This is a genomic window from Streptomyces sp. NPDC001480, assembly GCF_042894725.1.
Taxonomy (GTDB): domain Bacteria; phylum Actinomycetota; class Actinomycetes; order Streptomycetales; family Streptomycetaceae; genus Streptomyces.
Genome location: NZ_JBIAVX010000017.1, coordinates 47,628 through 68,466, shown reverse-complemented (window position 1 = coordinate 68,466; position 20,839 = coordinate 47,628). Strand labels below are relative to the sequence as shown.

The 20,839-nt window shown below is 71.0% G+C and carries 22 protein-coding genes; 14 read left to right on the top strand and 8 right to left on the bottom strand.

Annotation, left to right across the window (positions count from 1 at the left end):
- The first annotated feature begins 20 nt into the window (after positions 1–20).
- Together ACFY01_RS35160 and ACFY01_RS35155 are read left to right on the top strand one after the other, a co-directional pair.
- The gene (locus ACFY01_RS35160; RefSeq protein ID WP_390739808.1) at positions 21–980 is read left to right on the top strand and encodes a sigma-70 family RNA polymerase sigma factor; all 960 of its coding nucleotides are present in this window, start codon (positions 21–23) and stop codon (positions 978–980) included.
- 103 nt (positions 981–1,083) lie between these two features.
- Positions 1,084–1,296, top strand: a complete 213-nt coding sequence (locus ACFY01_RS35155; RefSeq protein ID WP_390739807.1) for a DUF4287 domain-containing protein — start codon at positions 1,084–1,086, stop codon at positions 1,294–1,296.
- A gap of 14 nt (positions 1,297–1,310) precedes the next feature.
- On the opposite strand, the gene ACFY01_RS35150 is transcribed toward ACFY01_RS35155, so the two are convergent.
- Positions 1,311–1,508: a DUF397 domain-containing protein gene (locus ACFY01_RS35150; RefSeq protein ID WP_390739806.1), complete on the bottom strand. Its 198-nt coding sequence runs from the start codon at positions 1,506–1,508 to the stop codon at positions 1,311–1,313.
- 8 nt (positions 1,509–1,516) lie between these two features.
- Positions 1,517–2,401, bottom strand: coding sequence for a helix-turn-helix domain-containing protein (locus ACFY01_RS35145; RefSeq protein ID WP_390739805.1), 885 nt, complete (start codon positions 2,399–2,401; stop codon positions 1,517–1,519).
- Between the two features lie 114 nt (positions 2,402–2,515).
- Between ACFY01_RS35145 and ACFY01_RS35140 the strand changes: the two genes are divergently transcribed.
- The gene (locus ACFY01_RS35140; RefSeq protein WP_390739804.1) at positions 2,516–3,358 is read left to right on the top strand and encodes a hypothetical protein; all 843 of its coding nucleotides are present in this window, start codon (positions 2,516–2,518) and stop codon (positions 3,356–3,358) included.
- Positions 3,359–3,363: 5 nt separating this feature from the next.
- Here the strand turns inward: ACFY01_RS35140 and ACFY01_RS35135 are convergent, their stop codons facing one another.
- Entirely contained in the window at positions 3,364–4,908 is a 1,545-nt protein-coding gene (locus tag ACFY01_RS35135; protein WP_390739803.1) for a ricin-type beta-trefoil lectin domain protein, read from the bottom strand.
- 198 nt (positions 4,909–5,106) lie between these two features.
- Entirely contained in the window at positions 5,107–6,009 is a 903-nt protein-coding gene (locus ACFY01_RS35130; RefSeq protein WP_390739802.1) for an RNA polymerase sigma factor SigF, read from the bottom strand.
- A gap of 282 nt (positions 6,010–6,291) precedes the next feature.
- Between ACFY01_RS35130 and ACFY01_RS35125 the strand changes: the two genes are divergently transcribed.
- From ACFY01_RS35125 to ACFY01_RS35100, 6 genes are all read left to right on the top strand, one after another.
- Complete coding sequence (locus ACFY01_RS35125) at positions 6,292–6,669, top strand: STAS domain-containing protein (RefSeq protein WP_361443676.1); 378 nt, start codon at positions 6,292–6,294, stop codon at positions 6,667–6,669.
- 376 nt (positions 6,670–7,045) lie between these two features.
- Complete coding sequence (locus tag ACFY01_RS35120; protein ID WP_390739801.1) at positions 7,046–7,603, top strand: ATP-binding protein; 558 nt, start codon at positions 7,046–7,048, stop codon at positions 7,601–7,603.
- A 256-nt stretch (positions 7,604–7,859) separates the two neighbouring features.
- Positions 7,860–8,543, top strand: coding sequence for an LPXTG cell wall anchor domain-containing protein (locus ACFY01_RS35115; protein ID WP_390739800.1), 684 nt, complete (start codon positions 7,860–7,862; stop codon positions 8,541–8,543).
- Between the two features lie 28 nt (positions 8,544–8,571).
- Positions 8,572–9,432 carry a hypothetical protein gene (locus ACFY01_RS35110; protein WP_390739799.1) on the top strand — a complete coding sequence of 287 codons (861 nt, stop codon included), beginning with the start codon at positions 8,572–8,574 and terminating at the stop codon, positions 9,430–9,432.
- The gene (locus ACFY01_RS35105; RefSeq protein WP_390739798.1) at positions 9,429–10,535 is read left to right on the top strand and encodes a hypothetical protein; all 1,107 of its coding nucleotides are present in this window, start codon (positions 9,429–9,431) and stop codon (positions 10,533–10,535) included. Before ACFY01_RS35110 ends, ACFY01_RS35105 begins: the two co-directional genes overlap by 4 nt.
- A gap of 38 nt (positions 10,536–10,573) precedes the next feature.
- A complete protein-coding gene (locus ACFY01_RS35100) occupies positions 10,574–11,827 on the top strand; it encodes a hypothetical protein (protein WP_390739954.1) in 1,254 nt (417 codons plus the stop codon).
- Positions 11,828–11,897: 70 nt separating this feature from the next.
- Here ACFY01_RS35100 and ACFY01_RS35095 read toward each other — a convergent pair whose 3' ends face one another.
- On the bottom strand, positions 11,898–13,394 hold the full coding sequence (locus tag ACFY01_RS35095; RefSeq protein ID WP_390739797.1) for an oligopeptide:H+ symporter: 1,497 nt from the start codon (positions 13,392–13,394) through the stop codon (positions 11,898–11,900).
- A 494-nt stretch (positions 13,395–13,888) separates the two neighbouring features.
- On the opposite strand from ACFY01_RS35095, the gene ACFY01_RS35090 reads away from it, so the two are divergent.
- Together ACFY01_RS35090 and ACFY01_RS35085 are read left to right on the top strand one after the other, a co-directional pair.
- Positions 13,889–14,566, top strand: coding sequence for a response regulator transcription factor (locus ACFY01_RS35090; RefSeq protein ID WP_361443697.1), 678 nt, complete (start codon positions 13,889–13,891; stop codon positions 14,564–14,566).
- A gap of 36 nt (positions 14,567–14,602) precedes the next feature.
- Positions 14,603–15,874 carry an ATP-binding protein gene (locus ACFY01_RS35085; RefSeq protein ID WP_390739796.1) on the top strand — a complete coding sequence of 424 codons (1,272 nt, stop codon included), beginning with the start codon at positions 14,603–14,605 and terminating at the stop codon, positions 15,872–15,874.
- Positions 15,875–16,417: 543 nt separating this feature from the next.
- Here ACFY01_RS35085 and ACFY01_RS35080 read toward each other — a convergent pair.
- A complete protein-coding gene (locus tag ACFY01_RS35080; RefSeq protein ID WP_390739795.1) occupies positions 16,418–16,921 on the bottom strand; it encodes a GtrA family protein in 504 nt (167 codons plus the stop codon).
- 184 nt (positions 16,922–17,105) lie between these two features.
- Between ACFY01_RS35080 and ACFY01_RS35075 the strand changes: the two genes are divergently transcribed.
- From ACFY01_RS35075 to ACFY01_RS35065, 3 genes are read left to right on the top strand one after another with little or no spacing between them, the layout of a single operon-like run.
- On the top strand, positions 17,106–18,245 hold the full coding sequence (locus ACFY01_RS35075; protein ID WP_390739794.1) for a 5-(carboxyamino)imidazole ribonucleotide synthase: 1,140 nt from the start codon (positions 17,106–17,108) through the stop codon (positions 18,243–18,245).
- Positions 18,242–18,769: a 5-(carboxyamino)imidazole ribonucleotide mutase gene (gene purE, locus ACFY01_RS35070; RefSeq protein WP_390739793.1), complete on the top strand. Its 528-nt coding sequence runs from the start codon at positions 18,242–18,244 to the stop codon at positions 18,767–18,769. Before ACFY01_RS35075 ends, purE begins: the two co-directional genes overlap by 4 nt.
- A gap of 5 nt (positions 18,770–18,774) precedes the next feature.
- The gene (locus tag ACFY01_RS35065; protein ID WP_390739953.1) at positions 18,775–19,953 is read left to right on the top strand and encodes a dipeptidase; all 1,179 of its coding nucleotides are present in this window, start codon (positions 18,775–18,777) and stop codon (positions 19,951–19,953) included.
- Between the two features lie 13 nt (positions 19,954–19,966).
- Here the strand turns inward: ACFY01_RS35065 and ACFY01_RS35060 are convergent, their stop codons facing one another.
- Together ACFY01_RS35060 and ACFY01_RS35055 are read right to left on the bottom strand one after the other, a co-directional pair.
- Positions 19,967–20,371 (bottom strand): VOC family protein, encoded by a 405-nt coding sequence (locus tag ACFY01_RS35060; RefSeq protein WP_390739792.1) that lies wholly within the window; start codon positions 20,369–20,371, stop codon positions 19,967–19,969.
- Positions 20,372–20,385: 14 nt separating this feature from the next.
- Entirely contained in the window at positions 20,386–20,745 is a 360-nt protein-coding gene (locus ACFY01_RS35055; RefSeq protein WP_390739791.1) for a VOC family protein, read from the bottom strand.
- Between the last annotated feature and the right edge of the window lie 94 nt (positions 20,746–20,839).

Here is a 20,839-nt window from a genome sequence, read left to right as displayed (position 1 = left end):
CAGGGGGTGCTGGGGTGGAGATGAAGGTCGTGGACCGACTGGAGGGGCACCGGGCCGAGCTGACCGGCTACTGCTACCGGATGCTGGGATCGGTTTTCGAAGCGGAAGACGCCGTGCAGGAGACCATGGTCCGGGCATGGCGCGGCCTCGACCGGTTCGAGGAACGGTCGTCGCTGCGGTCATGGGTCTATCGGATCGCCACCAACGTCTGTCTCGACGCACTCGCCGCAGGCAAGCGCCGAGCCCGCCCGATGGACCTCTCCGGCCCGACCGGTGGAGCCACCTCACCAGGCACTCCACTGGATGCCGGCCTCTGGATCGAACCGTGCCCGGCCGTTCCCGTCCGCACGGGGGACAACCCCGCGGAGGCGGTCGAGACCGGCGAATCGGTGCACCTCGCGTTCATCGCCGCGCTCCAGCACCTGCCGCCCAAGCAGCGCGCGACTCTCCTGCTCCGTGACGTCATGGTCTTCTCGGCGCGGGAAGTCGCGGACCTCCAGGGTTGCACGGTCGCGTCGGTCAACAGCGCGCTCCAGCGCGCCCGTGCCACGCTCGCCGCCCGGCGCGAAGCGGCCGACGAACCGGCGGTACGGCCGTCCAGCACCGTCCAGCAGGTGCTGGCGAAGCGGTACGCGGCGGCCTTCTCCAGCTTCGACATGGAGGAGCTGAGCATGCTGCTCCATGTGGACGCCACCATGTCCCTGCCGCCGTACGCCCTGTGGATGCGAGGCGTCTCCGACATCCGGGCATGGCTGACCGGGCCGGCCGTCGGCTGCCGGGGGTCACGGCTGATCCCCACCTTCGCGAACGGCTCGCCGGCGTTCGGCCAGTACCGGCCCAGTGCCGAGGGAACGGGGTTCGATCCCTGGGCACTTCAGGTCATCGACTTCTCCGGGGACCGGATCACGGACATCAGTGTCTTCCGCGACACCGAGCGCCTGTTTCCGCTGTTCGACCTGCCCGCCCACATCCACGCATAGGCGAGTGTGACGCAGTGCACTTCCAGTGACCGATGAGACGAGCCCCGCCCGCCGGTCATACGAGCGACAACACACTTCTTCGGACAGACGGGACACCGCCGACATGACTGACGCCGTCAAGGGCCCTGCCAGCTACTTCCCTTCCATCGAGAAGAAGTACGGTCGCCCCATCGCGGAGTGGAAGGACCTCATCCGCACCTCGCCGCTGACCAAGCACATGGAGCTGGTGAACTGGCTCAAGGCCGAACACGGGCTGGGCCACGGCCACGCCAACGCCCTCGTCGCCCACACCCTCGCGGAGGCGGGCGGCAAGTAGCGGCGGGGCTCAGCTCAGTTCGTCGCGAACCGGCCCGACTTCAGCCCGCGTATGAGGTGGGCCAGTGGTGTGGGGCCGGTGGTGAGCTGGGTGGCGGGGTCGTCGCTTTCGCGGAGGTGGAGGGTGGTGGGGGTGGCGGCCAGTTCTACGCAGGTGTTGCCGTCCCCGCCGTCGGAGAAGGTGGACTTCTGCCAGCGCAGGGTGCGGTCCATCGGGTGCCTCACAGCTCCTTCGTCAGGCGGTGAATGAAGTCCCGCGATGCAACGGGGTCCAACGTCGCCTTCTCCACCTTACGGAAGAGTGTTCGGAGCTGGGCAAGTTGGGGTTCCGCATCGATGAATGCGGTCCCGGTGGGTGCGTCCCGCAGGCCGGTGTCCAATCGCGGTACCGCACCACCCACGTACATCATCGAAGCCCCGGCCCCAGCGAAACCGTCCTGGTCGGTGGGGATGACGCGGACGGCGGCGTGTTCCTGCTCGATCTGGTCCAGGATTCTCAGAAGTTGAGCCTGTGACGCCTGGCGGTCGGCCACGCGGATGCGCAGGGCGAACTCGTGGACGATCGTCTCGTAGGGGGTGGGATCATCACCTTCGATGACGGCGCGCCGTCGCATCCGGTGTTCGACGCGAGGAGTCAACTCGGCCTCGGGCAAGCCCGGCATCATGAATGCGTACACGGCTCGGGCATAGTCGGCGGTCTGCAGGAGTCCGGGAACATGCGTGATCACGACCTCCCGAAGGAACGTCGCGTGGTGTTCGACCTCGGCGGTGTCCAGGAACACTGGTGGGAGGACGCCCCGGTACTCCTCCCACCAACCTCGTGTGCGGTCGGTGGCCATAGCCACCAGCGCCTCCACCAACGCCTCATCCGTGCAGGCGTAGTGGGCTGCCAGGCGGCGTACGCGTTCCGCGCTCACGCCTGCCACGCCGGACTCGATCTGGCTTATCTGGACAGCGTCAGCACCGAGTAGTGCTGCGGCTTCCCGGGCTTTCATGCCTGTCGCCTCGCGCAGTTTGCGCAGTTCAGCGCCCAGCCGCACCCTGCGAGCCGTGAGATGCCTCTTTGGCGGCAAGCGGCGCCTCCTCGTCTCCACAACTGCCCTCATGGCGTAGCTCGTTCGAGGGTCAGGATAAGGCAACGGCTTGCACCTTCCTAATGTTAGGAAATACCGTCGGTGACGTAACGCGCACTCAGCGGAAGCGCACCGCTCCGTCCTGCCATGACGGCCGCGGCAATGCCACCGCACTCACCTCACTCGGAGCCGACACATGAGTTCGCCGGGATGAACGTGGACCTCACCGAGATCGAGCCGATCGAGCGGCGCGTGGACACGCTGATGCGGGCGGACACCGATGAGGGCACGTATCTCATCGTCGTGGAGTCGCAGGGGAAGAAGGACGAGGACAAGCGGGGCAGCTGGCCGTACTACCTCAGCTACCTGTACGCCAAGTACCGCTGGGAGCCGGTGCTCATCGTCATCACCCAGAGCGTCGCGACCGCCCGCTGGGCGGCGGAGCCCATTCACCTCGGTGTGCGGGGGTTCGCCTCGCTGACCGTGCGTCCGCTCGTGCTCAGCCCGGACAACGTGCCGTTGATCGCCGACGCGCGGGAGGCCGAACGGGACGTACCCCTTGCGGTGCTATCGGCGATGACACACGGGCGGGGGCCGCATGCCGGAGCCATACTGGAGTCCCTGGCAGCCGCTCTGCGGACCATTGACGCGGACAGCGCCGCGGCCTTCGTGCAGTTCGTCGACTCATGCCTGGCCGACACCCAGGCGCAGCAGATGTGGAGGGACCTGATGACGGCGATGCAGTACTTCTGGCGGCACCCGCTGGCTGAGCAGGTACGCCAAGAGGGCCGAGAAGAGGGTATCGAACTGGGCGTCGAGCAGGAGCGCGCGGCGATGGTTCTCCGGATCCTTCAGTGGCGCGGCATCGACGTGCCGGAGTCAGCCCGGGCGAGGGTCACCTCCTGCACCGATCTGGACCGTCTCGAGGTGTGGGCCCAGCGGGCCGTCCACGCCTCAGCCGTGGCGGACCTGTTCGTCGACGGATCCTGACGCGGTCACCTCGCCCCCGCCCGCCACCGCTGAGCCGAACCCCCCGTCAGCGGCTCCAGCGACAACTCCCCGCCGCTGCCCTCGGTGAGCGCCGTCTCGATCGCTATCGCCGGGCGGATCGTCCCGTCGGCGTCCACCGTGAAGCGCAGGTTGGCGCCGTGGTCGCCGTCGACCGAGTCGCAGTCCCAGACGCCGACGCCCCGGTCGACGGAGCCGCGGCTGTCGAGGCAGAAGTCTGGGTCGGCGGAGGACTGTACGACGCCGCGCGCGGTGTCGACCCGCCAACGCTGGCTGGGCGACGAGGTGCAGGGGACGGTGACGACGTCCGTGCCGTCGTCGAAGTCGCCGGCGACCTCCAGACAGCGGCCCGAGGCGGTGTTCACGATCTGGGCGTAGGTGCCGTTCGGGGCGTGGGCCGTGGGGGTGGGGGTCGGGCTCGGGGAGTGCTTGGTCGGGCTCGGGGTGTGGCTTCTCGTGGGGGAGGGGGGTCTCGACGTCGCGGACGGAGAGGTGGACGGGGGCGGGGGCGGGGACGCCGAGACCGTCGCCGTCACCGTGACCTGCGGTGCGGGCGTGGGGGTGGCCGCCGCGCCTGCCGGTTCGTCGTCCGGGGAGCTGTCCGAGGGCAGCAGGAGGAGCGCGAGCGGGACCAGGGCGACGCCCAGGGCCGCGGAGGCGAGCAGGTAGCGGCGGGGGGACGGGCGCCGGGTGGCGGGGGCGGGAGCCGTGCGGTCCCGCTCAGGGGACCGGCGCGCCGTGTACGCCGTACCCGCCCACGGCAGCAGCCCCTCCGCCAGCGCCGTGCGCGGCGCGTCCCGCAGGGTGGTCAGGTCCTCGTGGGCGGCCGTGCAGTGCGGGCACTGGGCCATGTGGGTGTGCAGGTCGGCGCTGCGGCGGGGGGTGTCCGGCCGGGTGGACTCCTCGATCAGGCGGCGGAAGTCGGCGCAGCGCGGGTCGTCGGAGGCGGCCAGGCGGGAGCGGAGGCAGGCCTGGGCCATGGACTGGAGCGCCCGCGGGGTGTCGTACGTCACGTCCTGCGGTGTGAGGCCGAGGAGCGCGGCCGTGCGGTCGGGGGGTTCGCGGTCCACGACGGCGTACCAGAGCAGGCCCTGGGTGCGGGCGGGCAGGGTGTGGAAGGCCGGGAGGAGGGGCGGCAGGGGTCCCTCGGGGGCGCCCGTGGTGGTCAGGACGTTCAGGACCAGGAGCAGCGCCGGATCCAGGCCCGTGGACCGGTCGTCCCGGGACCAGGCGGCGGCCAGGCGGGCGGTCAGCAGGAGGAGGTGGTGGCGGAGGGGGACGAGGGGTTCGATCCCGCGTGCCGTCTCCCGGGCCACCGTCGTGAAGGTCTGCGCGGCCAGCTGCCCGGCGGCCGATTCGCTCGCGGCGCAGAGCCGGGCGTAGCCGAGGACCGACGGGCGGTGACGGCGGCGCAGCTCGTGCAGCGCCGCGTAGGCGGTGGCGGTGTCGGCACGCAGCAGTTCGGTGAGGCGTGCGTCCGGCACTCCGGAGTAGGGGTCCGCCGCCTCGGCCGGGTCCGATCCCTGAGCCATCCTCGCGCCTCCTCGCGCCCCTGCGGCCGTCCGCGGCCGTCCACGCTGACGTACCGGCCAGTCTGGCGTGACCAGAGTGACGGAGGAGGGCGCTCGGGAGAAGTGGGGCGGCCAGGAAGAGATCAGGAAGAGACACGGAGGAGACAAGGAAGAGAGCCGCGAGGTTTCTCCGGGGGCGTCGGAGAAACCTCGCGGACCTCACTCGTCCACGGTCAGGCCCTTGCGCAGCTTCACCAGCGTGCGCGACAGCAGTCGCGACACGTGCATCTGCGAGATGCCGAGTTCGTCGCCGATCTCCGACTGGGTCATGTTGGCCACGAACCGGAGGGAGAGGATCTTCCGGTCCCGGGCCGGGAGTTCGGCGATGAGCGGCTTCAACGACTCGACGTACTCGATGCCTTCGAGTCCGTGGTCCTCGTAGCCGATGCGGTCCGCGAGGGCGCCCTCGGAATCGTCCTCCTCGGGCTGCGCGTCCAGCGAGGAGGCGGTGTACGCGTTCGAGGCGGCCATGCCCTCGACGACCTCGTCGGTGGTGATGCCCAGCCGTTCGGCGAGTTCGACCGGCGTCGGTGCGCGGTCGAGCTTCTGGGCCAGCTCGTCACCGGCCTTGGCCAGGTCGAGCCGGAGCTCCTGGAGCCGGCGCGGAACGCGCACGGACCACGAGGTGTCACGGAAGAAGCGCTTGATCTCGCCGATGATGGTTGGCATCGCGAACGTGGGGAACTCCACGCCGCGGGAGAGTTCGAAGCGGTCGATCGCCTTGATCAGGCCGATGGTGCCGACCTGGATGATGTCCTCCATCGGCTCGCTGCGGGAGCGGAAGCGCGAGGCGGCGAACTTGACCAGGGCGAGGTTGAGTTCGACGAGGGTGTTGCGGACGTACGAGTACTCGTACGTCCCTTCCTCCAGCGACTCCAGCCGCTCGAAGAGGGTCTTGGAGAGGGCGCGTGCGTCGAGAGGGGCGATCTCGTCGTACGGGGGGATCTCCGGGAGTCCCTCGATGGGATCGATGGGATCCACGGGATCGATGGGATCCAGTTTTTCCGGTGGGGGTGTCGACGTCGCCGTCCGGGTATGCGATGCGTCGAGCCGGGGTGACATGGGTGTCCTCCATCGTTCTCGGCATAAGGCTGCCGAAGCCGTGCGTGCACTGCGGTGTGCGGCGCCTCCAAAGCCGGCCGTGTCGGTTACGTGTCTTACTAGCCCTACCCGTTTCAGCAGGGCTGTCGCAAGTGCATTCTGGTGTGATATGTCCGTTTGTGTGGGGTTGTTCGGGTGTCGGAGTGCGTGTAGAAGGCGTAGTGTTCGAGGGCATCAACCTGGCTTCGGCCGGGCGTCAGCAGGGCAACAGGCAGCAGCCACGACCTCGGGAGTAGAGACGGCATGGACCGCGGGACGGTCGGCAGCGCACAGTCGGGCCGGCTTCTGGTGGAGGTGCGGGAAGAGGGTTCCAGCGCAGTGGTGACCCCGGCGGGTGAGCTCGATCACCACACCGCCGACCTATTGCGCGAACCCCTCGACGACCTCCTCGACAAGGGATTCTCGCGACTCGTCGTGGACTGCTCGCGGCTGGAGTTCTGCGATTCGACGGGCCTGAACGTGCTGCTCGGCGCGCGTTTGCGGGCGGAGGCGGCCGGCGGTGGCGTGCACCTGGCGGGCATGCTGCCGGTTGTTGCACGTGTGTTCGAAATTACGGGGGCGGAGGCGGTCTTCACCGTCCATGACTCCGTCGAGGGGGCCCTGGCGGACGAGTCCGGCTGAGTCACCGCCGTCCGCACCGTCGAACAGGGGGGTGTCGCCCCCGTTCGCCCGGGCAGGAGTCATCCTGAACCTGTCGGCCCCGGGGTGCGGGAACACCGTGGAACCGGCGAACGGCCCGCGTGCGACGTACGTACCCAAGGGCACCGGCGGACCCGGTGGGCCGCCGGACGGGCCGATGGGAGCGGACGGGAGCCGAACGGAACCGGCCGGAACCTGTCGGTGTCTTCCGGTACTGACCGGTTCGCCGGTATCGGACGGCCTCGATGGGTGACCCATGTGGTGAGGGTGACCGATTGGCAGGGACCGGGTTCGGCAGCAAGATCGAGAAGGAACGACTTCTGAATCGTGAATGGTGAATCGGTGAGGTGAAGCGCTGATGAGCACCACCCGGCCTTACTCGCCGGGCGACCGCGGCCCGGAGCCCAGCGGTGCTTCCGGGGCGTCCGAGGGGGGTGCGCCGGAGGCCGGCGCGTCCGCGGGGGCAGCGGCCGTGCCGTGCGGGCCGTCGGAGGGGGGCCGCGGGCCCCGCCAGGAACGGCGGCTGCGCCTGGACGGCGAGAGCGGTGTCGTCCCGCTCGCCCGCGACTTCACCCGCCAGGCGCTGTACGCGTGGGGCTGGCTGCCCGCCGCGTCCGCGGACCAGCGGGCCGCCGCCGAGGATGTGCTGCTGGTCGTCTCCGAGCTGGTCACGAACGCCTGCCTGCACGCGGAGGGCCCCGACGAGCTGGTCCTCTTCTGCGACAACAAGGTGATCCGTGTGGAGGTCACCGACCGCGGCAGCGGCCAGCCCGCACCCCGCACCCCGCACCGCGCCGGGCGGCCCGGCGGCCACGGCATGTTCATCGTCCAGCGCCTCTGCCTGGACTGGGGCGTCGTCCGCACCCCGGGCGCGTCGGGCAAGACGGTCTGGGCGGAACTGGGCGCTCCGGCGTAGCCCTCGACGCGGGCCGCCGTTCGCCGTCGGCTCGCCCCGCTCCGCCCCGCCTCGTTTCGCCTCACTCCGCCTGTTTCCCCTCGCTCCGTCCGGCCCGTCGACTATCGGTTACCCACGGTCACCCCCTCCACTCGACCCCCGCCACGCGCACGCGGGATCACCACAACTCCGGTGTGCGACGTGTCTTCCTTCCTCACGACCCCGGGCGTACCTTGACGGCCCGAGCTGATGTGCCGTCAGGAAACGAGGTGGGGCCGTGTACTCGAAACGAACCGCCGCGCTCGCGTCGGCCGCGGCCCTGGCCGGCTCCGTGGTGCTGCTGGCCGCCCCCGTGGCCCACGCCGAGGTCGTGGACGTCAACTACCAGTGCAAGACGCCGATCGGTGCCAAGAGCGCCGTCTCGCCCATCGACATCAAGGGCGTCAAGAGCGGCAGCGGCTACAAGCTCACCATGAGCTGGCAGAAGGGCGTCTCCTCCAGCCCGGTCGAGCTCGGCAAAGGCGCGATGAGCCCGAGCGCCACCGTCAAGCTGGGCGGCGCCGACAGCGGCACCGTCACCGTGACGGGCCCGGCCAACCAGGCGGCGATCCCCGCCAACACGCCGATCAAAATCAATGACTTGAGCGGCACCTACACCCCGGAGAAGACCGGCAAGGTCACCTTCACGGCGGCCGTGCTCACCATCAAGGCGCTCGGCACGACGACCACCTGCACGCCGACCAACAACCCCAAGCCGTCCCTGACCCTGGATGTCACGGCCGCGAGCGGCGGCTCATCACCGACGCAGAGCGGCAGCGGCACCGACTCCGGCGGCCAACTCCCCCGGACCGGGCCCGAGGACTCCCTGACAGCGCTGGGCACGCTCGGCGGCACCGTCCTCCTCACGGGCGCGGCGGGCTCGTTGTGGCTCACCCGCCGGAACCAGGCCCTACGCCGCTGAACACCGGCTACGAGCGCTGGAGCCGCCCATGCCGTCCGCCACCCGCGTCCGCCGCCGCCCACTGCCGGCGGTGTCCCTCCTGCCCCTGTCCCTCCTGCCCGTCTCCCTCCTGAGCCTGCTCGCCGTCGCCGCGCCCGCCTCGGCCGCCGACGGCTGGACCCTCGCACCCCTGGGCGGCGACCGGCCGTCCGTCTACGCCGAGGGCGCCCCCGGCGCGGTCCTGCGGGACACGGTGTCCGTGACCAACCGCGGCCGGAAGCCGGTCGCGGTACGGCTGACCGGCACCGGCGTCCAGGTCGCCTTCGCCCGGACCCGTCTCCGCGTACCCGCCCGCACCCGCGCCGACGTGCCCATCACGGTGACCGTCCCGGCCGGCACCGCACCCGGGGAGCGCGCCGGCACGATCGTCGCGCGGGACGGCGACGGCCGTACGGCGGCCGTGGACGTGCGTCTGCGGGCCGCCGGACCGGCGCTGTCCGCGCTGACCGTCGAGCACGTCGCCGTCCGCGGTGACCGCATCTCGTACGAACTGGTCAACCGCGGTACCACGGCCCTCGTGCCGACGCTCGCGGTGCGCGCCGACGGCCTCTTCGGCCGCCGGGTCCTTGACCGTGCCCCGCGCTCGCTGCCCGTCCGGCTGCCCCCGGGCGAGCGGCTGCGGCTGGACGAGCCGTGGCGCGGGCGGCCCGCGCTGGACGCGGTCGACGTACGGCTGACGGTGACGGCGCCGGGCGGGGCGCACGCCATGGCGGGCACCTCGGTGAGGTTCGTGCCGTGGAGTGCGGCGACGGGGACGGCGGGGGCGGTGGCCGCCGGGGCGGTCGGCGTCGTCGTACGGCGGCGCGGGCGTCGTACACCAGGGAGTCGGTCGACGGGAGCGGTGCGGTGAGCGGCAAGGAGCGGATCCCGGCACTGGTGGCGGTGCTCGCGCTGCTCCTGCTGCCCCTGGCGGGCAACGCGTCGGCGGCGTCCGGGCCGAGCGTCGTGCTGTCCAGGTCCCAGGCGGGCACCGGCGGTTCACTCACCGTCAGCGGCAGCGGCTGGCGCCCGCACGCGCTGCTGATGGTGCTGATCTGCGGGCAGGCCAGCCCGTCCCGGGGTGTCATCGGCGGCACCAACTCCTGCGCGAACGCGGACGGCCGGGCCGTCACCACCGACGCGAAGGGCGGCTTCAGCAAGAAGCTGCCGGTCGCCGAGCCACCGGTGCCCTGCCCGTGCGTGGTGCACGTGGCCACCGTCACCGGGGCGAAGGCGGACGCCGACGCGACGCTCAAGGTCGCCGGGCACCCGGTCAAGCCGCTGCCCGCCGCGTCCTTGGGGGCCGGCACGCTGTCCGTCCTCAGCGACACCCGGCTGGCGGGGTCCAGCGGGCTGCTCACCTGGTTCGGGGCGCCACCGTCCCGCACGCTCGTCCTCACCGTCGGCAACGTCGGCACCTCCGACATCAAGGACCCCGTCTTCCAGGTCGGCACCGCGCACGGGGTGTTCGCCCCCGAGTGGGACGAACAGCAGTGGCGCGGCACCCTCGCACCCGGGAAGAAGGCGCAGATCAAGCTGCCCGTCGAGCTCGCCGCCGGGGCGCACGGCGACTACACCGTCTCCCTGAGGTACGGCGGCAAGGTGCTCGCCGAGCAGCCCTGGGGCGTGGGCCGCCCCTGGGGCGTGACGCTGTTCTGGCTGCTGCTCTGCGTGGTCGTGCCGGCCGCGCTGTTCCGCGCCGGAATGGCGGTCGTGGACCGGATCCGGCCGCGCCGGGCGGGTGGCGGACGCCGGCGCGGTCCCCGCCGGGTCCCGCCGGGCCTGCGGCTGCCGAGGTCCCGGCCCGCCGAGGAGCCGTCCGCTCCCACCTCGACGCTGCCCTGGTTCACCCCGGACGCCCATCCGGGTGAGGCCGGCCGGCTCTCCGCACCGCACGACGACAGCCCGACGAGTCCGACGACTCCTACGAGTCCTTCGACTCCTACGACTCCCACATGGAAGGGACCCAAGTGAGCAAGCGAAGGAGAGTGACGGCGACCGGCGGACCCGGCGTGCGGCGAGCGGGCGCGGCGGCCGCCGCGCTGGTACTGTGTTCGGCGGGTGTGCTGCTCGGCGTGAGCGCCGGGTCCGCCGAGGCCGCCGAGGTCTCGTACGCCACCCACTGCGTACCGCCCGCGGGCATCGACCCCGTCGACGGCACCACGAAGGTCGAGATCACCGCGTCGGCCACGGCGAAGGTGGGCGACACGGTGGACGTGGTGTGGAAGTTCACCCAGGCCGCGTCGAAGAACCCGAACATCATCGACCTGCCCGCGAACTCGGTGCAGCCGTCCGGCACCCTCAAGGCGTCCGGTGCGCAGACCGCGGACATCGCGATGCAGGGGCCGCGCGAGAACCCGGCGATACCCAAGGGCGGCGACATGGTGCTGTCCGACATGAAGGGCACGCTGAAGCTGACCACGGCCGGTGAGGTGAAGCTGACGCCGGACGCGTACACGGTCAACGCCATGTCGACGGACACCAAGTGCACGCCGACCGAGACGGTGCAGCCCTCGGCGACCATCCAGGTGACGGCGGGCACCGGCACCGGCACCGGCACGCCGACGGGCACGCCCACCCCCACCAAGTCCTCGACCCCCACCACCACCGCCAGCCCCAGCGACGGCACCGGCCAGACCGACTTCACCGGCAAGGAGGTGCAGATCCCCTACGCGTGCAAGACGCCCATCGGCGACAAGAACGCGACCTCGCCGGTGCAGATCAACGCCAAGAAGGACGGCGGGAACTTCGCTCTCACCGTGCAGTTCAAGAAGTCGGTGATGGACAGCCCGGCCCCCATCCCCAAGGGCTCCGTGAAGCCCTCGATGGAGGTGGCACTGGGTGGCGTGGACAAGGGCACGGTGCATGTCGAGGGCCCGACGAACTCCGCCGACATCAAGGCCGGCGACCCGATCGCGATCCCGGACCTCACCGGCACCTACAAGCCGGGCGCGAGCGGGAAGTCGACCCTTTCCCCGGGTGTGCTGACGGTCAAGGCCCTCGGTACGACGACGACCTGCACGCCGACCAAGACCGCCGTCTCCCTCACCCTCGACACCACCGAGCAGGCCAACGGAGCGTCGGGTGGCGCCTCGACCTCCGGAGGCAACGGCTCCACCTCCGGCGACGGCAGTGGCAGCGGCGGCCTGGCCGAGACGGGCGCGAGCGACCACGGCGCGCTGAAGGCCCTCGGCCTGGTCGCGGGCACGGCGATCCTGCTGGGCGTGGCGGTGTTCACGTTCATGCCGGGACGGCGGACCCGCTGACCCGCCAAAACGGCAGGAGGGCCCCCGCACCTCTCGGCGCGGGGGCCCTCCTCACAACCTCGGGCGGGCGTCAGTGCACGTCGCCCATGAGCTCCTTGACCTTCTTGCGGTACATCCACACCGCCGCACCGGCGAGCACGGCGAGGGCGGCCTCCAGGGTCACGATGCCCGTCTTGTTGAGGTCGACGCCGGCGATGGAGAGCAGACCGGTCGTGGCGTCACCGGCGGTGACGGCCAGGAACCAGACGCCCATCATCTGGGAGGCGTACTTCGCGGGCGCCATCTTCGTGGTGACCGACAGGCCGACCGGGGAGAGCAGCAGCTCGCCGACGGTCTGCACGAAGTAGATGCCGACCAGCCACATCGCGGCCGCCTTGTGACCGCCGTCGGCGATCCCCAGCGGGGCGAGGAACAGGAAGAAGGACGCGCCGATCAGGACCAGGCCCATCGCGAACTTCACCGCGGTGCTCGGCTCCTTGCCGCGGCGGGCGAGCGCCAGCCAGGCCCAGGCGAACACCGGCGCGAACGCCATGATCATGACCGGGTTGACCGACTGGTACCAGGAGACCGGGAACTTCCAGCCGAAGACGGTGTTCTTCGCGGAGGCGTCGGCGAACAGGGACACCGTCGAGCCACCCTGGTCGTAGATCATCCAGAACACGGCGGCGGCGACGAAGAACCAGATGTACGCGGTCATCTTCGACTGCTCGGAGCGGTCGAGCTCCTTGTCCCGCTTGATGCGGGCGATGACCAGCACCGGGATGACCAGACCGGCGATCGTGATCGGGACCAGCAGCCAGTTCAGCGTGTACACGCCGGAGAAGCCGACGATCGCGTAGAAGACGACCGCGATGCCCGCCCACACGGCGGACTTGGTCAGGGTGGCCTTCTTCTCCTCGGCCGACAGCGGGGTCGGCACGATGTCCGAGCGCGAGCTCAGGTGGCGGGTGCCCAGCAGGAACTGGGCGAGGCCGAGCGCCATGCCGAGCGCGGCCAGCGCGAAGCCCAGGTGCCAGTTGTAGCTCTCACCGACGGTGCCGATGGCCAGCGGCGCGGCGAACGCGCCCAGGTTGATGCCGATGTAGAAGAGCGTGAAGCCACCGTCGCGGCGCGGGTCGTCCGGGCCGTCGTACAGGTGGCCGACCATGGTGGAGATGTTGGCCTTCAGCAGGCCGGAGCCGATGGCGACCAGGCCCAGACCGGCGAAGAAGGTGCCGGCGCTCGGCAGGGCCAGCGTGAGGTGACCCAGCATGATGACCACACCGGCCACGGCGACGGTCTTGCGGGGACCGAGGACACGGTCGGCGAACCAGCCGCCCGGCAGGGCGAGCAGGTACACCAGGGACAGGTACACCGAGTAGATCGCGGTCGCGGTGGCCGCGTTCATGTGCAGGCCGCCCGGTGCCACCAGGTACAGCGGGAGCAGGGCCTTCATGCCGTAGTAGGAGAAACGCTCCCACATCTCGGTCATGAAGAGGGTGGCCAGTCCGCGGGGGTGGCCGAAGAAGGTCTTCTCGGAACCGGGGGTGCCCGGGCGGACCGAGTCCTTCGTCAGGCTGGACGCCATGGTCGTTCCTTGCTGGTCGGGACGCGCTCGCAGGAGCGTGGCGCGCCCGGTGGGGGAGTCGGCCGGCACCGGCGGGGTCGGTCGTCCGCCCCCACGCCCGAGGGGAGTCCGCCCCGGATCACGGAGCGGGGGACGGCGACCACCGGGATCCACGCCCCCGACGCGACGACGCGTCCGGAGCCCGGCCAGAGGTCATTCCTTTCAAGGCCGGTGGGGGACCGGCCCGCACGCAAAAGAGACCTTCAGCGTCAAGTGCTCGCGAAGGTCCCCTGTGTGCTACAGGCGTTCCAGGTCACTGTACGTCACGACACCGCCTGATATGGAAGGACTTGAGACACGGATCACAGGTGTCGGCGGAACCAGGGCAGCGATTTCGAAGGTCTCTCCTACGATCGCACCTTTCGGCCATAGGTTCGTACCACTGTGCCCGAAGGTAAGAATCCCTGCCCGCGATCACACCCCAGCGGAACGCGCAACCGGACTACCATCAGCTCATGACCCGTGTACTGCTCGCCGAGGACGACGCGTCCATTTCGGAACCGCTGGCCCGCGCCCTACGCCGGGAAGGTTACGAGGTCGAGGTGCGCGAGGACGGACCCACCGCGCTCGACGCCGGATTGCAGGGCGGCATCGACCTGCTCGTGCTCGACCTGGGCCTGCCCGGCATGGACGGCCTGGAGGTCGCCCGTCGGCTGCGTGCCGAGGGGCACACCGTGCCGGTCCTCATCCTGACCGCGCGTGCCGACGAGGTGGACACCGTCGTCGGCCTCGACGCGGGCGCCGACGACTACGTCACCAAGCCCTTCCGGCTCGCCGAACTGCTGGCCCGGGTCCGGGCCCTGCTCCGGCGCGGCGCCGCCGAGCCGCAGCAGCCGCCCGCGACGCACGGGGTGCGCATCGACGTCGAGTCGCACCGGGCGTGGATGGGTGACGAGGAGCTCCAGCTCACCGCGAAGGAGTTCGACCTGCTGCGGGTGCTCGTGCGGGACGCGGGCCGGGTCGTCACCCGGGACCAGCTGATGCGCGAGGTGTGGGACACGACGTGGTGGTCGTCGACCAAGACGCTGGACATGCACATCTCGTGGCTGCGGAAGAAACTCGGCGACGACGCCGCGAACCCCCGGTACATCGCCACCGTGCGGGGCGTCGGCTTCCGGTTCGAGAAGAGCTGAGCGGGGCTGTTCTAGAGCCACCGCCCGGAGGGCCCTGTGCGTCGTCGTCTCATTCAGTCCACCCTTGCCGTCGTCCTGGTCGTGATCGCCGTCTTCGGTGTGTCGCTCGTCATCGTCGAGACCCGGACGATCAGCAACAGCGCTCAGGAACGGGTGGACTCGGAGGCGGTCCGGCTGGCCAGCATCGTGGACAGCCGGATCCTCGGCGCGCAGGACGTCACCACCGACGTCCTGCGCAAGCAGGTCACCAAGGACCAGTACGCGGTCATCCGCATGCCCGGCCATCCGCCGATCGAGGTCGGCACCAGGCCGCAGGGCGACGTGATCCACTCGACCGAGGACGGTGAGGAGGGCGAGACGGTCACCGTCCAGGAGCCCCGCTCGACCGTGACCCGGGAGGTCGGCCGGACGCTGCTGATCATCGGGCTGGTGGCGCTGCTCGCGGTGGTCGCCGCGGTGCTGCTCGCCGTGCGTCAGGCCAACAGGCTCGCGTCCCCGCTGACCGACCTGGCGGAGACCGCCGAACGCCTCGGCTCCGGCGACCCGCGCCCCCGGCACAAGCGGTACGGGGTCCCCGAGCTGGACCGGGTCGCCGATGTACTGGACTCCTCCGCCGAGCGCATCGCCCGGATGCTCACCGCCGAACGCCGGCTCGCCGCCGACGCCTCCCACCAGCTGCGCACGCCGCTGACCGCGCTGTCGATGCGGCTGGAGGAGATCACCCTCACCGACGACCCGGACACGGTGAAGGAAGAGGCGAACGTCGCGCTGACCCAGGTGGAACGCCTGACGGACGTCGTGCAGCGGCTGCTGACGAACTCCCGCGACCCGCGCACCGGCTCCGCCGTGACGTTCGACCTCGACGAGGTCATCCAGCAGCAGCTCGCCGAGTGGCGCCCCGCCTACCGCAGCGTGGGGCGGGCGATCGTCAGCTCGGGCAAGCGGCACCTCCAGGCGGTCGGCACCCCGGGGGCGGTGGCGCAGATGCTGGCGGCGCTGATCGAGAACTCCCTCATGCACGGCGGCGGCACGGTCGCCCTGCGCACCCGCGTCACCGGCAACCAGGCCGTCGTGGAGGTCACCGACGAGGGACCCGGCGTCCCCGCCGACCTCGGGGCCCGCATCTTCGAGCGCACCATCAGCGGGCGGAACTCGACGGGGATCGGCCTGGCCGTCGCCCGTGACCTCGCGGAGGCCGACGGCGGCCGCCTCGAACTGCTCCAGGCCCAGCCCCCGGTCTTCGGCCTGTTCCTGTCCCGCACGCCGCCGTCCCGGAAACCGGCGGACGACAGCCCGACGGTCAGGTAGGGCGGGGCTGGGCAGGGAATCCGCCCGGTCAGGACGGAACTCGACGGGAACGGGCCCGGCCGTGGCCCGCGATTTGGCGGAGGCGGACGGTCGGCGGCCCTGAGGGTTTCGCCCCCGCCGCCCCTACCCTTCCCGTCCCCAGGGGCTCCGCCCCTTCGACCCCGGCGGGGCTGCGCCCCTGCACCCCGTCAGTGGCTCCGCCCCGGGACCCCGGGCTGTGCCGATGGGCCCCGGCGGGACTGTGCCTATGGGCCCCGACGGGGCTGCGCCCCTGCACTCCGGCGGGGCTGCGCCCCTGCACCCCGCAGTGGCTTCGCCCCAGGACCTCGCCGGGGCTGCGCCCCTGCACCCCGCAGTGGCTCCGCCCCAGGACCTCGCCGGGGCTGCGCCCCTGCACCCCGCAGTGGCTTCGCCCCTGCGACCCCGGCGGGGCTGCGCCCCCGTTCCCAGGGCGGCCCCATGGGGCTGTGGCCGTCTGGAGTTGCTGCGGGCCCAGCCGTTGGCGGAGGGCAGCCCGACGGTCCGGTCAGGGGAAGCGGCGGGCTACGGGACGCGCTGAGTGGGGCGGGGTTTCTTCGACTCCGCGACGAGGATCGATTCCGCGCCGGTCACGGCCTCGCGGGCCGGGAGGGCCTTGAAGACCCAGCTGCGGTAGGACCAGAAGCGGAAGAGGGTCGCGACCCCGATGCCGACGAACTTGAAGACGTTGCTCTGGAGCGGGCTGTCCCAGCCGAAGCCGTACGTGGCCAGGTACAGAAGGCCGTTCTCGATCACCAGGCCCACCGCGCTGAACAGCAGGAACAGCGTGAGTTCCCTGGTGCGGCCGCTCTTGTCGCGGTCGCGGTAGGCGAAGTAGCGGAAGCCGACGTAGTTGAAGGCGATCGCCACCACCGTGGCGATCACGCTCGCCCGGACGACCTGGAGGTCGGTGACGTGCCGTACGAGGTTGAAGACGCCGAGATTGACAAGGATGCCCGCGCCGCCGACGGCGCCGAATTTGGCGACCTCGCGTACGAGCCGGTGCAGCCCCGAGGAACCACGTTCCATGGTCGTGCAGGCTCCCGTCCGTAGGTTTGACCAACCCCGCCATGCTATCCGGCCCCCCGCGAGGTTTCCTGTGGACGGGCTCAGAGGTCGGAAAGAACCCGGAAAGTGCCGGGTAAGAGGCCCGGAATCGGCGTCCGGCAGGCGCGGAATCCGGCCGACCTGGCGCGCCCGATACCCTGGGGGCGTGACATTCCCGGTAGTCGGCATGGTCGGCGGGGGCCAGCTCGCGCGTATGACACACGAAGCGGGCATCCCGTTGGGCATCAGGTTCAAGCTCCTCAGTGACACCCCTCAGGATTCCGCGGCACAGGTCGTGAACGATGTCGTCGTCGGCGACTATCGCGACCTGGAGACGCTGCGCGCCTTCGCACGGGGCTGCGACGTGATCACCTTCGATCACGAACACGTACCCACCGAGCACCTCAGGGCCCTGGAGGCGGACGGCATCCCCGTGCGCCCCGGCCCCGACGCGCTCGTGCACGCCCAGGACAAGGGTGTGATGCGCGCGAAGCTCACCGAGATCGGCGTCGCGTGCCCGCGGCACCGCATCGTGGCCGACCCGCACGACGTGGTCGCCTTCGCCGCGGAGGGCGACGGCTTCCCGGTCGTCCTCAAGACCGTCCGCGGCGGCTACGACGGCAAGGGCGTGTGGGTGGTCGAGTCCGCCGAGGAGGCGGCCGAGCCCTTCCGCGCCGGCGTACCGGTCCTCGCCGAGGAGAAGGTCGACTACGTCCGCGAGCTGGCCGCCAACGTCGTACGCTCCCCGCACGGCCAGGCCGTCGCCTACCCGGTGGTGGAGTCGCAGCAGGTGAAGGGGGTCTGCGACACCGTGATCGCGCCCGCCCCCGGCCTCGACGAGGACCTCGCGCTGAACGCCGAGCGGATGGCCCTGACCATCGCCAAGGAACTCGGCGTCGTCGGCCACCTCGCCGTCGAGCTGTTCCAGACCCGCGACGGCCGCATACTCGTCAACGAGCTGGCGATGCGCCCGCACAACTCGGGCCACTGGACCCAGGACGGCGCGATCACCAGCCAGTTCGCCAACCACGTACGGGCCGTACTGGACCTCCCGCTCGGCGACCCGCGCCCGCGCGCGAAGTGGACGGTCATGGTCAACGTCCTCGGCGGGGACTACCCGGACATGTACTCCGCGTACCTGCACTGCATGGCCCGCGACCCCAAGCTGAAGATCCACATGTATGGCAAGGACGTGAAGCCCGGCCGCAAGGTGGGCCATGTCAACACCTACGGCGACGACCTGGACGACGTCCTCGAGCGCGCACGTCACGCTGCCGGTTACCTGAGAGGCACGATCACCGAATGAGCCCCGTTGTAGGCATCGTCATGGGGTCGGACTCCGACTGGCCCGTCATGGAGGCCGCCGCCAAGGCGCTCGACGAGTTCGAGATCGCCTACGAGGTCGACGTCGTCTCCGCGCACCGCATGCCCCGCGAGATGATCACGTACGGCGAGCAGGCCGCCGACCGCGGGCTGAAGGTGATCATCGCGGGCGCGGGCGGCGCCGCCCACCTGCCCGGCATGCTGGCCTCGGTCACCCCGCTGCCGGTCATCGGCGTGCCCGTGCCGCTGAAGTACCTCGACGGCATGGACTCCCTGCTGTCCATCGTGCAGATGCCGGCCGGTGTCCCGGTCGCCACCGTCTCCGTCGCCGGCGCCCGCAACGCCGGCCTGCTCGCCGCCCGCATCCTCGCCTCGCACGACGAGGACCTGCTGGCGCGGATGCGCGACTTCCAGCAAGACCTGAACGACCAGGCCACCGAGAAGGGCAAGCGCCTGCGTTCGAAGGTCGAGGGACCCGGCGGCAGCGGCTTCGGCTTCGGGAAGTGACCGCGGTGAGCTCCGTGGAGGCAGCCCGGGAGCTCCTCGGCGAGTTCCCGGTCGTCGACGGGCACAACGACCTGCCCTGGGCGCTGCGCGAGCAGGTCCGCTACGACCTCGGCGCCCGTGACATCGGCCGGCCCCAGAACGCCCACCTGCACACAGACATCCCGCGACTGCGCGAGGGCGGCGTCGGCGCGCAGTACTGGTCGGTGTACGTCCGCTCCGACCTGCCCGACCCGGTCCCGGCGACGCTGGAGCAGATCGACTGCGTACGGCAGCTGCTGGCCCACTACCCGGCCGACCTGGCCCCCGCGCTGACCGCCGCCGACATGGATACGGCCCGCCGGGACGGCCGTATCGCCTCCCTCATGGGCGCGGAGGGCGGCCACTCGATCGGCGGCTCCCTGGGCACCCTGCGCGGCCTGTACGCGCTCGGGGTCCGGTACATGACCCTCACCCACAACGACAACGTGGAGTGGGCCGACTCCGCGACGGACGAGCCGAACGTCGGCGGTCTGTCGGCCTTCGGCCGCGAGGTCGTGCGGGAGATGAACCGGCTCGGCATGCTGGTCGACCTCTCGCACGTCGCGGCGACGACGATGCGGGACGCGCTGGACACCTCGTCCGCGCCGGTGATCTTCTCGCACTCCTCCTCCCGGGCCGTGTGCGACCACCCGCGCAACATCCCGGACGACGTCCTGGAGCGGCTGCCCGCGAACGGCGGAATGGCGATGGTGACGTTCGTGCCCAAGTTCGTGCTCCAGGCGGCCGTGGACTGGACGGCGGCGGCCGACGACAACATGCGCGCCCACGGCTTCCACCACCTCGACACCACCGCCGAGGCGATGAAGGTGCACCGCGCCTTCGAGGAGCGCAACCCGCGCCCGGTCGCCACGGCGGCCACGGTGGCCGACCACCTCGACCACATGCGCGAGGTCGCCGGCGTCGACCACCTGGGCATCGGCGGCGACTACGACGGCACCGCCTTCACCCCGGACGGCCTGAACGACGTCTCCGGCTACCCGAACCTCATCGCCGAGCTCCTGGACCGCGGCTGGTCGAGGTCCGACCTGGCCAAGCTGACCTGGAAGAACGCGGTACGGGTACTGGACGCGGCGGAGGACGTGGCCCGCGGTCAGCAGGCCGCGCGGGGACCGTCCAACGCGACCATCGCGGAACTCGACGGGTAGGTCCCCGCAGGCCTCAGGTGTGCTCGATCCGGCACAGGCAGAACGGGTGCCCGGCCGGATCGGCGTACACCTGGAAGTCCTTCTTCTCCCGGTCCTCCAGGTCCAGCGGGCGCGCGCCCAGCGCCAGCACTTTCTCGTGGGCCGCGTCGATCTCCTCCCAGGTGGATCCGGCGTCGAGGTCGATGTGGAACTGCTGGGAGTTCCGGTCGGCCCGGGGCCACTCCGGCGGCGCGTAGTCCTCCGCCCGCTGGAAGGCGAGCCGGAGGCCGCCCGGGACATCCAGGACGAGCCAGTCGGCCTCGTCGTCCCCCTCGTCGGTGTGCACGGTGCCGCCCACGAGCTTCGCGTAGAAGGCGGCGAGCGCCTGCGGGTCGGGACAGTCGATCACGACAGAACGGAAACGCGCGACGCCAGGCATGAGCCCTCCCTGTTTCAGCAGGCGCAGAGGCAGAACGGGTGCCCGGCCGGGTCCGCGTAAACCCGGAAGGTGCGCGAGCGGTCACCGGCGTCCAGCGGCTTCGCGCCGAGCGCCAGCACGGTGTCCTCGGCCGCGTCCAGGTCGTCGACGGTCAGGTCCAGGTGGAACTGCTGCGAGTGATCGGGCGCGGGCCACGCGGGCGGTACGAAGCCGGGCGCGGCCTGAAAGGCCAGCGACTGCCCGCCCGGCACCTTCAGGTCCACCCAGTCACCCTCCCCTTCGACGGCGCCACCCAGCACCTCGGCGTAGAAACCTGCCAGCGCGCGCGGGTCGGGACAGTCCAGAACGACGGCACCCAGCTCGGCGAGAGCCATGACTTCCTCCTGTTGACACCTCTGCGTTACCCCCGGATGGGTTCAACCGGTAACGGTTACTGCATGCTCCCGCATTGGGGGTAACCTCGCAAGC

Coding starts and splice junctions, on each gene's coding strand:
- ACFY01_RS35160 (WP_390739808.1), top strand. CDS start 21: ATGAAGGTCGTGGACCGACTGGAGGGGCACCGGGCCGAGCTGACCGGC.
- ACFY01_RS35155 (WP_390739807.1), top strand. CDS start 1,084: ATGACTGACGCCGTCAAGGGCCCTGCCAGCTACTTCCCTTCCATCGAG.
- ACFY01_RS35150 (WP_390739806.1), bottom strand. CDS start 1,508: ATGGACCGCACCCTGCGCTGGCAGAAGTCCACCTTCTCCGACGGCGGG.
- ACFY01_RS35145 (WP_390739805.1), bottom strand. CDS start 2,401: ATGAGGGCAGTTGTGGAGACGAGGAGGCGCCGCTTGCCGCCAAAGAGG.
- ACFY01_RS35140 (WP_390739804.1), top strand. CDS start 2,516: ATGACGGCCGCGGCAATGCCACCGCACTCACCTCACTCGGAGCCGACA.
- ACFY01_RS35135 (WP_390739803.1), bottom strand. CDS start 4,908: ATGGCTCAGGGATCGGACCCGGCCGAGGCGGCGGACCCCTACTCCGGA.
- ACFY01_RS35130 (WP_390739802.1), bottom strand. CDS start 6,009: ATGTCACCCCGGCTCGACGCATCGCATACCCGGACGGCGACGTCGACA.
- ACFY01_RS35125 (WP_361443676.1), top strand. CDS start 6,292: ATGGACCGCGGGACGGTCGGCAGCGCACAGTCGGGCCGGCTTCTGGTG.
- ACFY01_RS35120 (WP_390739801.1), top strand. CDS start 7,046: ATGAGCACCACCCGGCCTTACTCGCCGGGCGACCGCGGCCCGGAGCCC.
- ACFY01_RS35110 (WP_390739799.1), top strand. CDS start 8,572: ATGCCGTCCGCCACCCGCGTCCGCCGCCGCCCACTGCCGGCGGTGTCC.
- ACFY01_RS35095 (WP_390739797.1), bottom strand. CDS start 13,394: ATGGCGTCCAGCCTGACGAAGGACTCGGTCCGCCCGGGCACCCCCGGT.
- ACFY01_RS35090 (WP_361443697.1), top strand. CDS start 13,889: ATGACCCGTGTACTGCTCGCCGAGGACGACGCGTCCATTTCGGAACCG.
- ACFY01_RS35080 (WP_390739795.1), bottom strand. CDS start 16,921: ATGGAACGTGGTTCCTCGGGGCTGCACCGGCTCGTACGCGAGGTCGCC.
- purE (WP_390739793.1), top strand. CDS start 18,242: ATGAGCCCCGTTGTAGGCATCGTCATGGGGTCGGACTCCGACTGGCCC.
- ACFY01_RS35060 (WP_390739792.1), bottom strand. CDS start 20,371: ATGCCTGGCGTCGCGCGTTTCCGTTCTGTCGTGATCGACTGTCCCGAC.
- ACFY01_RS35055 (WP_390739791.1), bottom strand. CDS start 20,745: ATGGCTCTCGCCGAGCTGGGTGCCGTCGTTCTGGACTGTCCCGACCCG.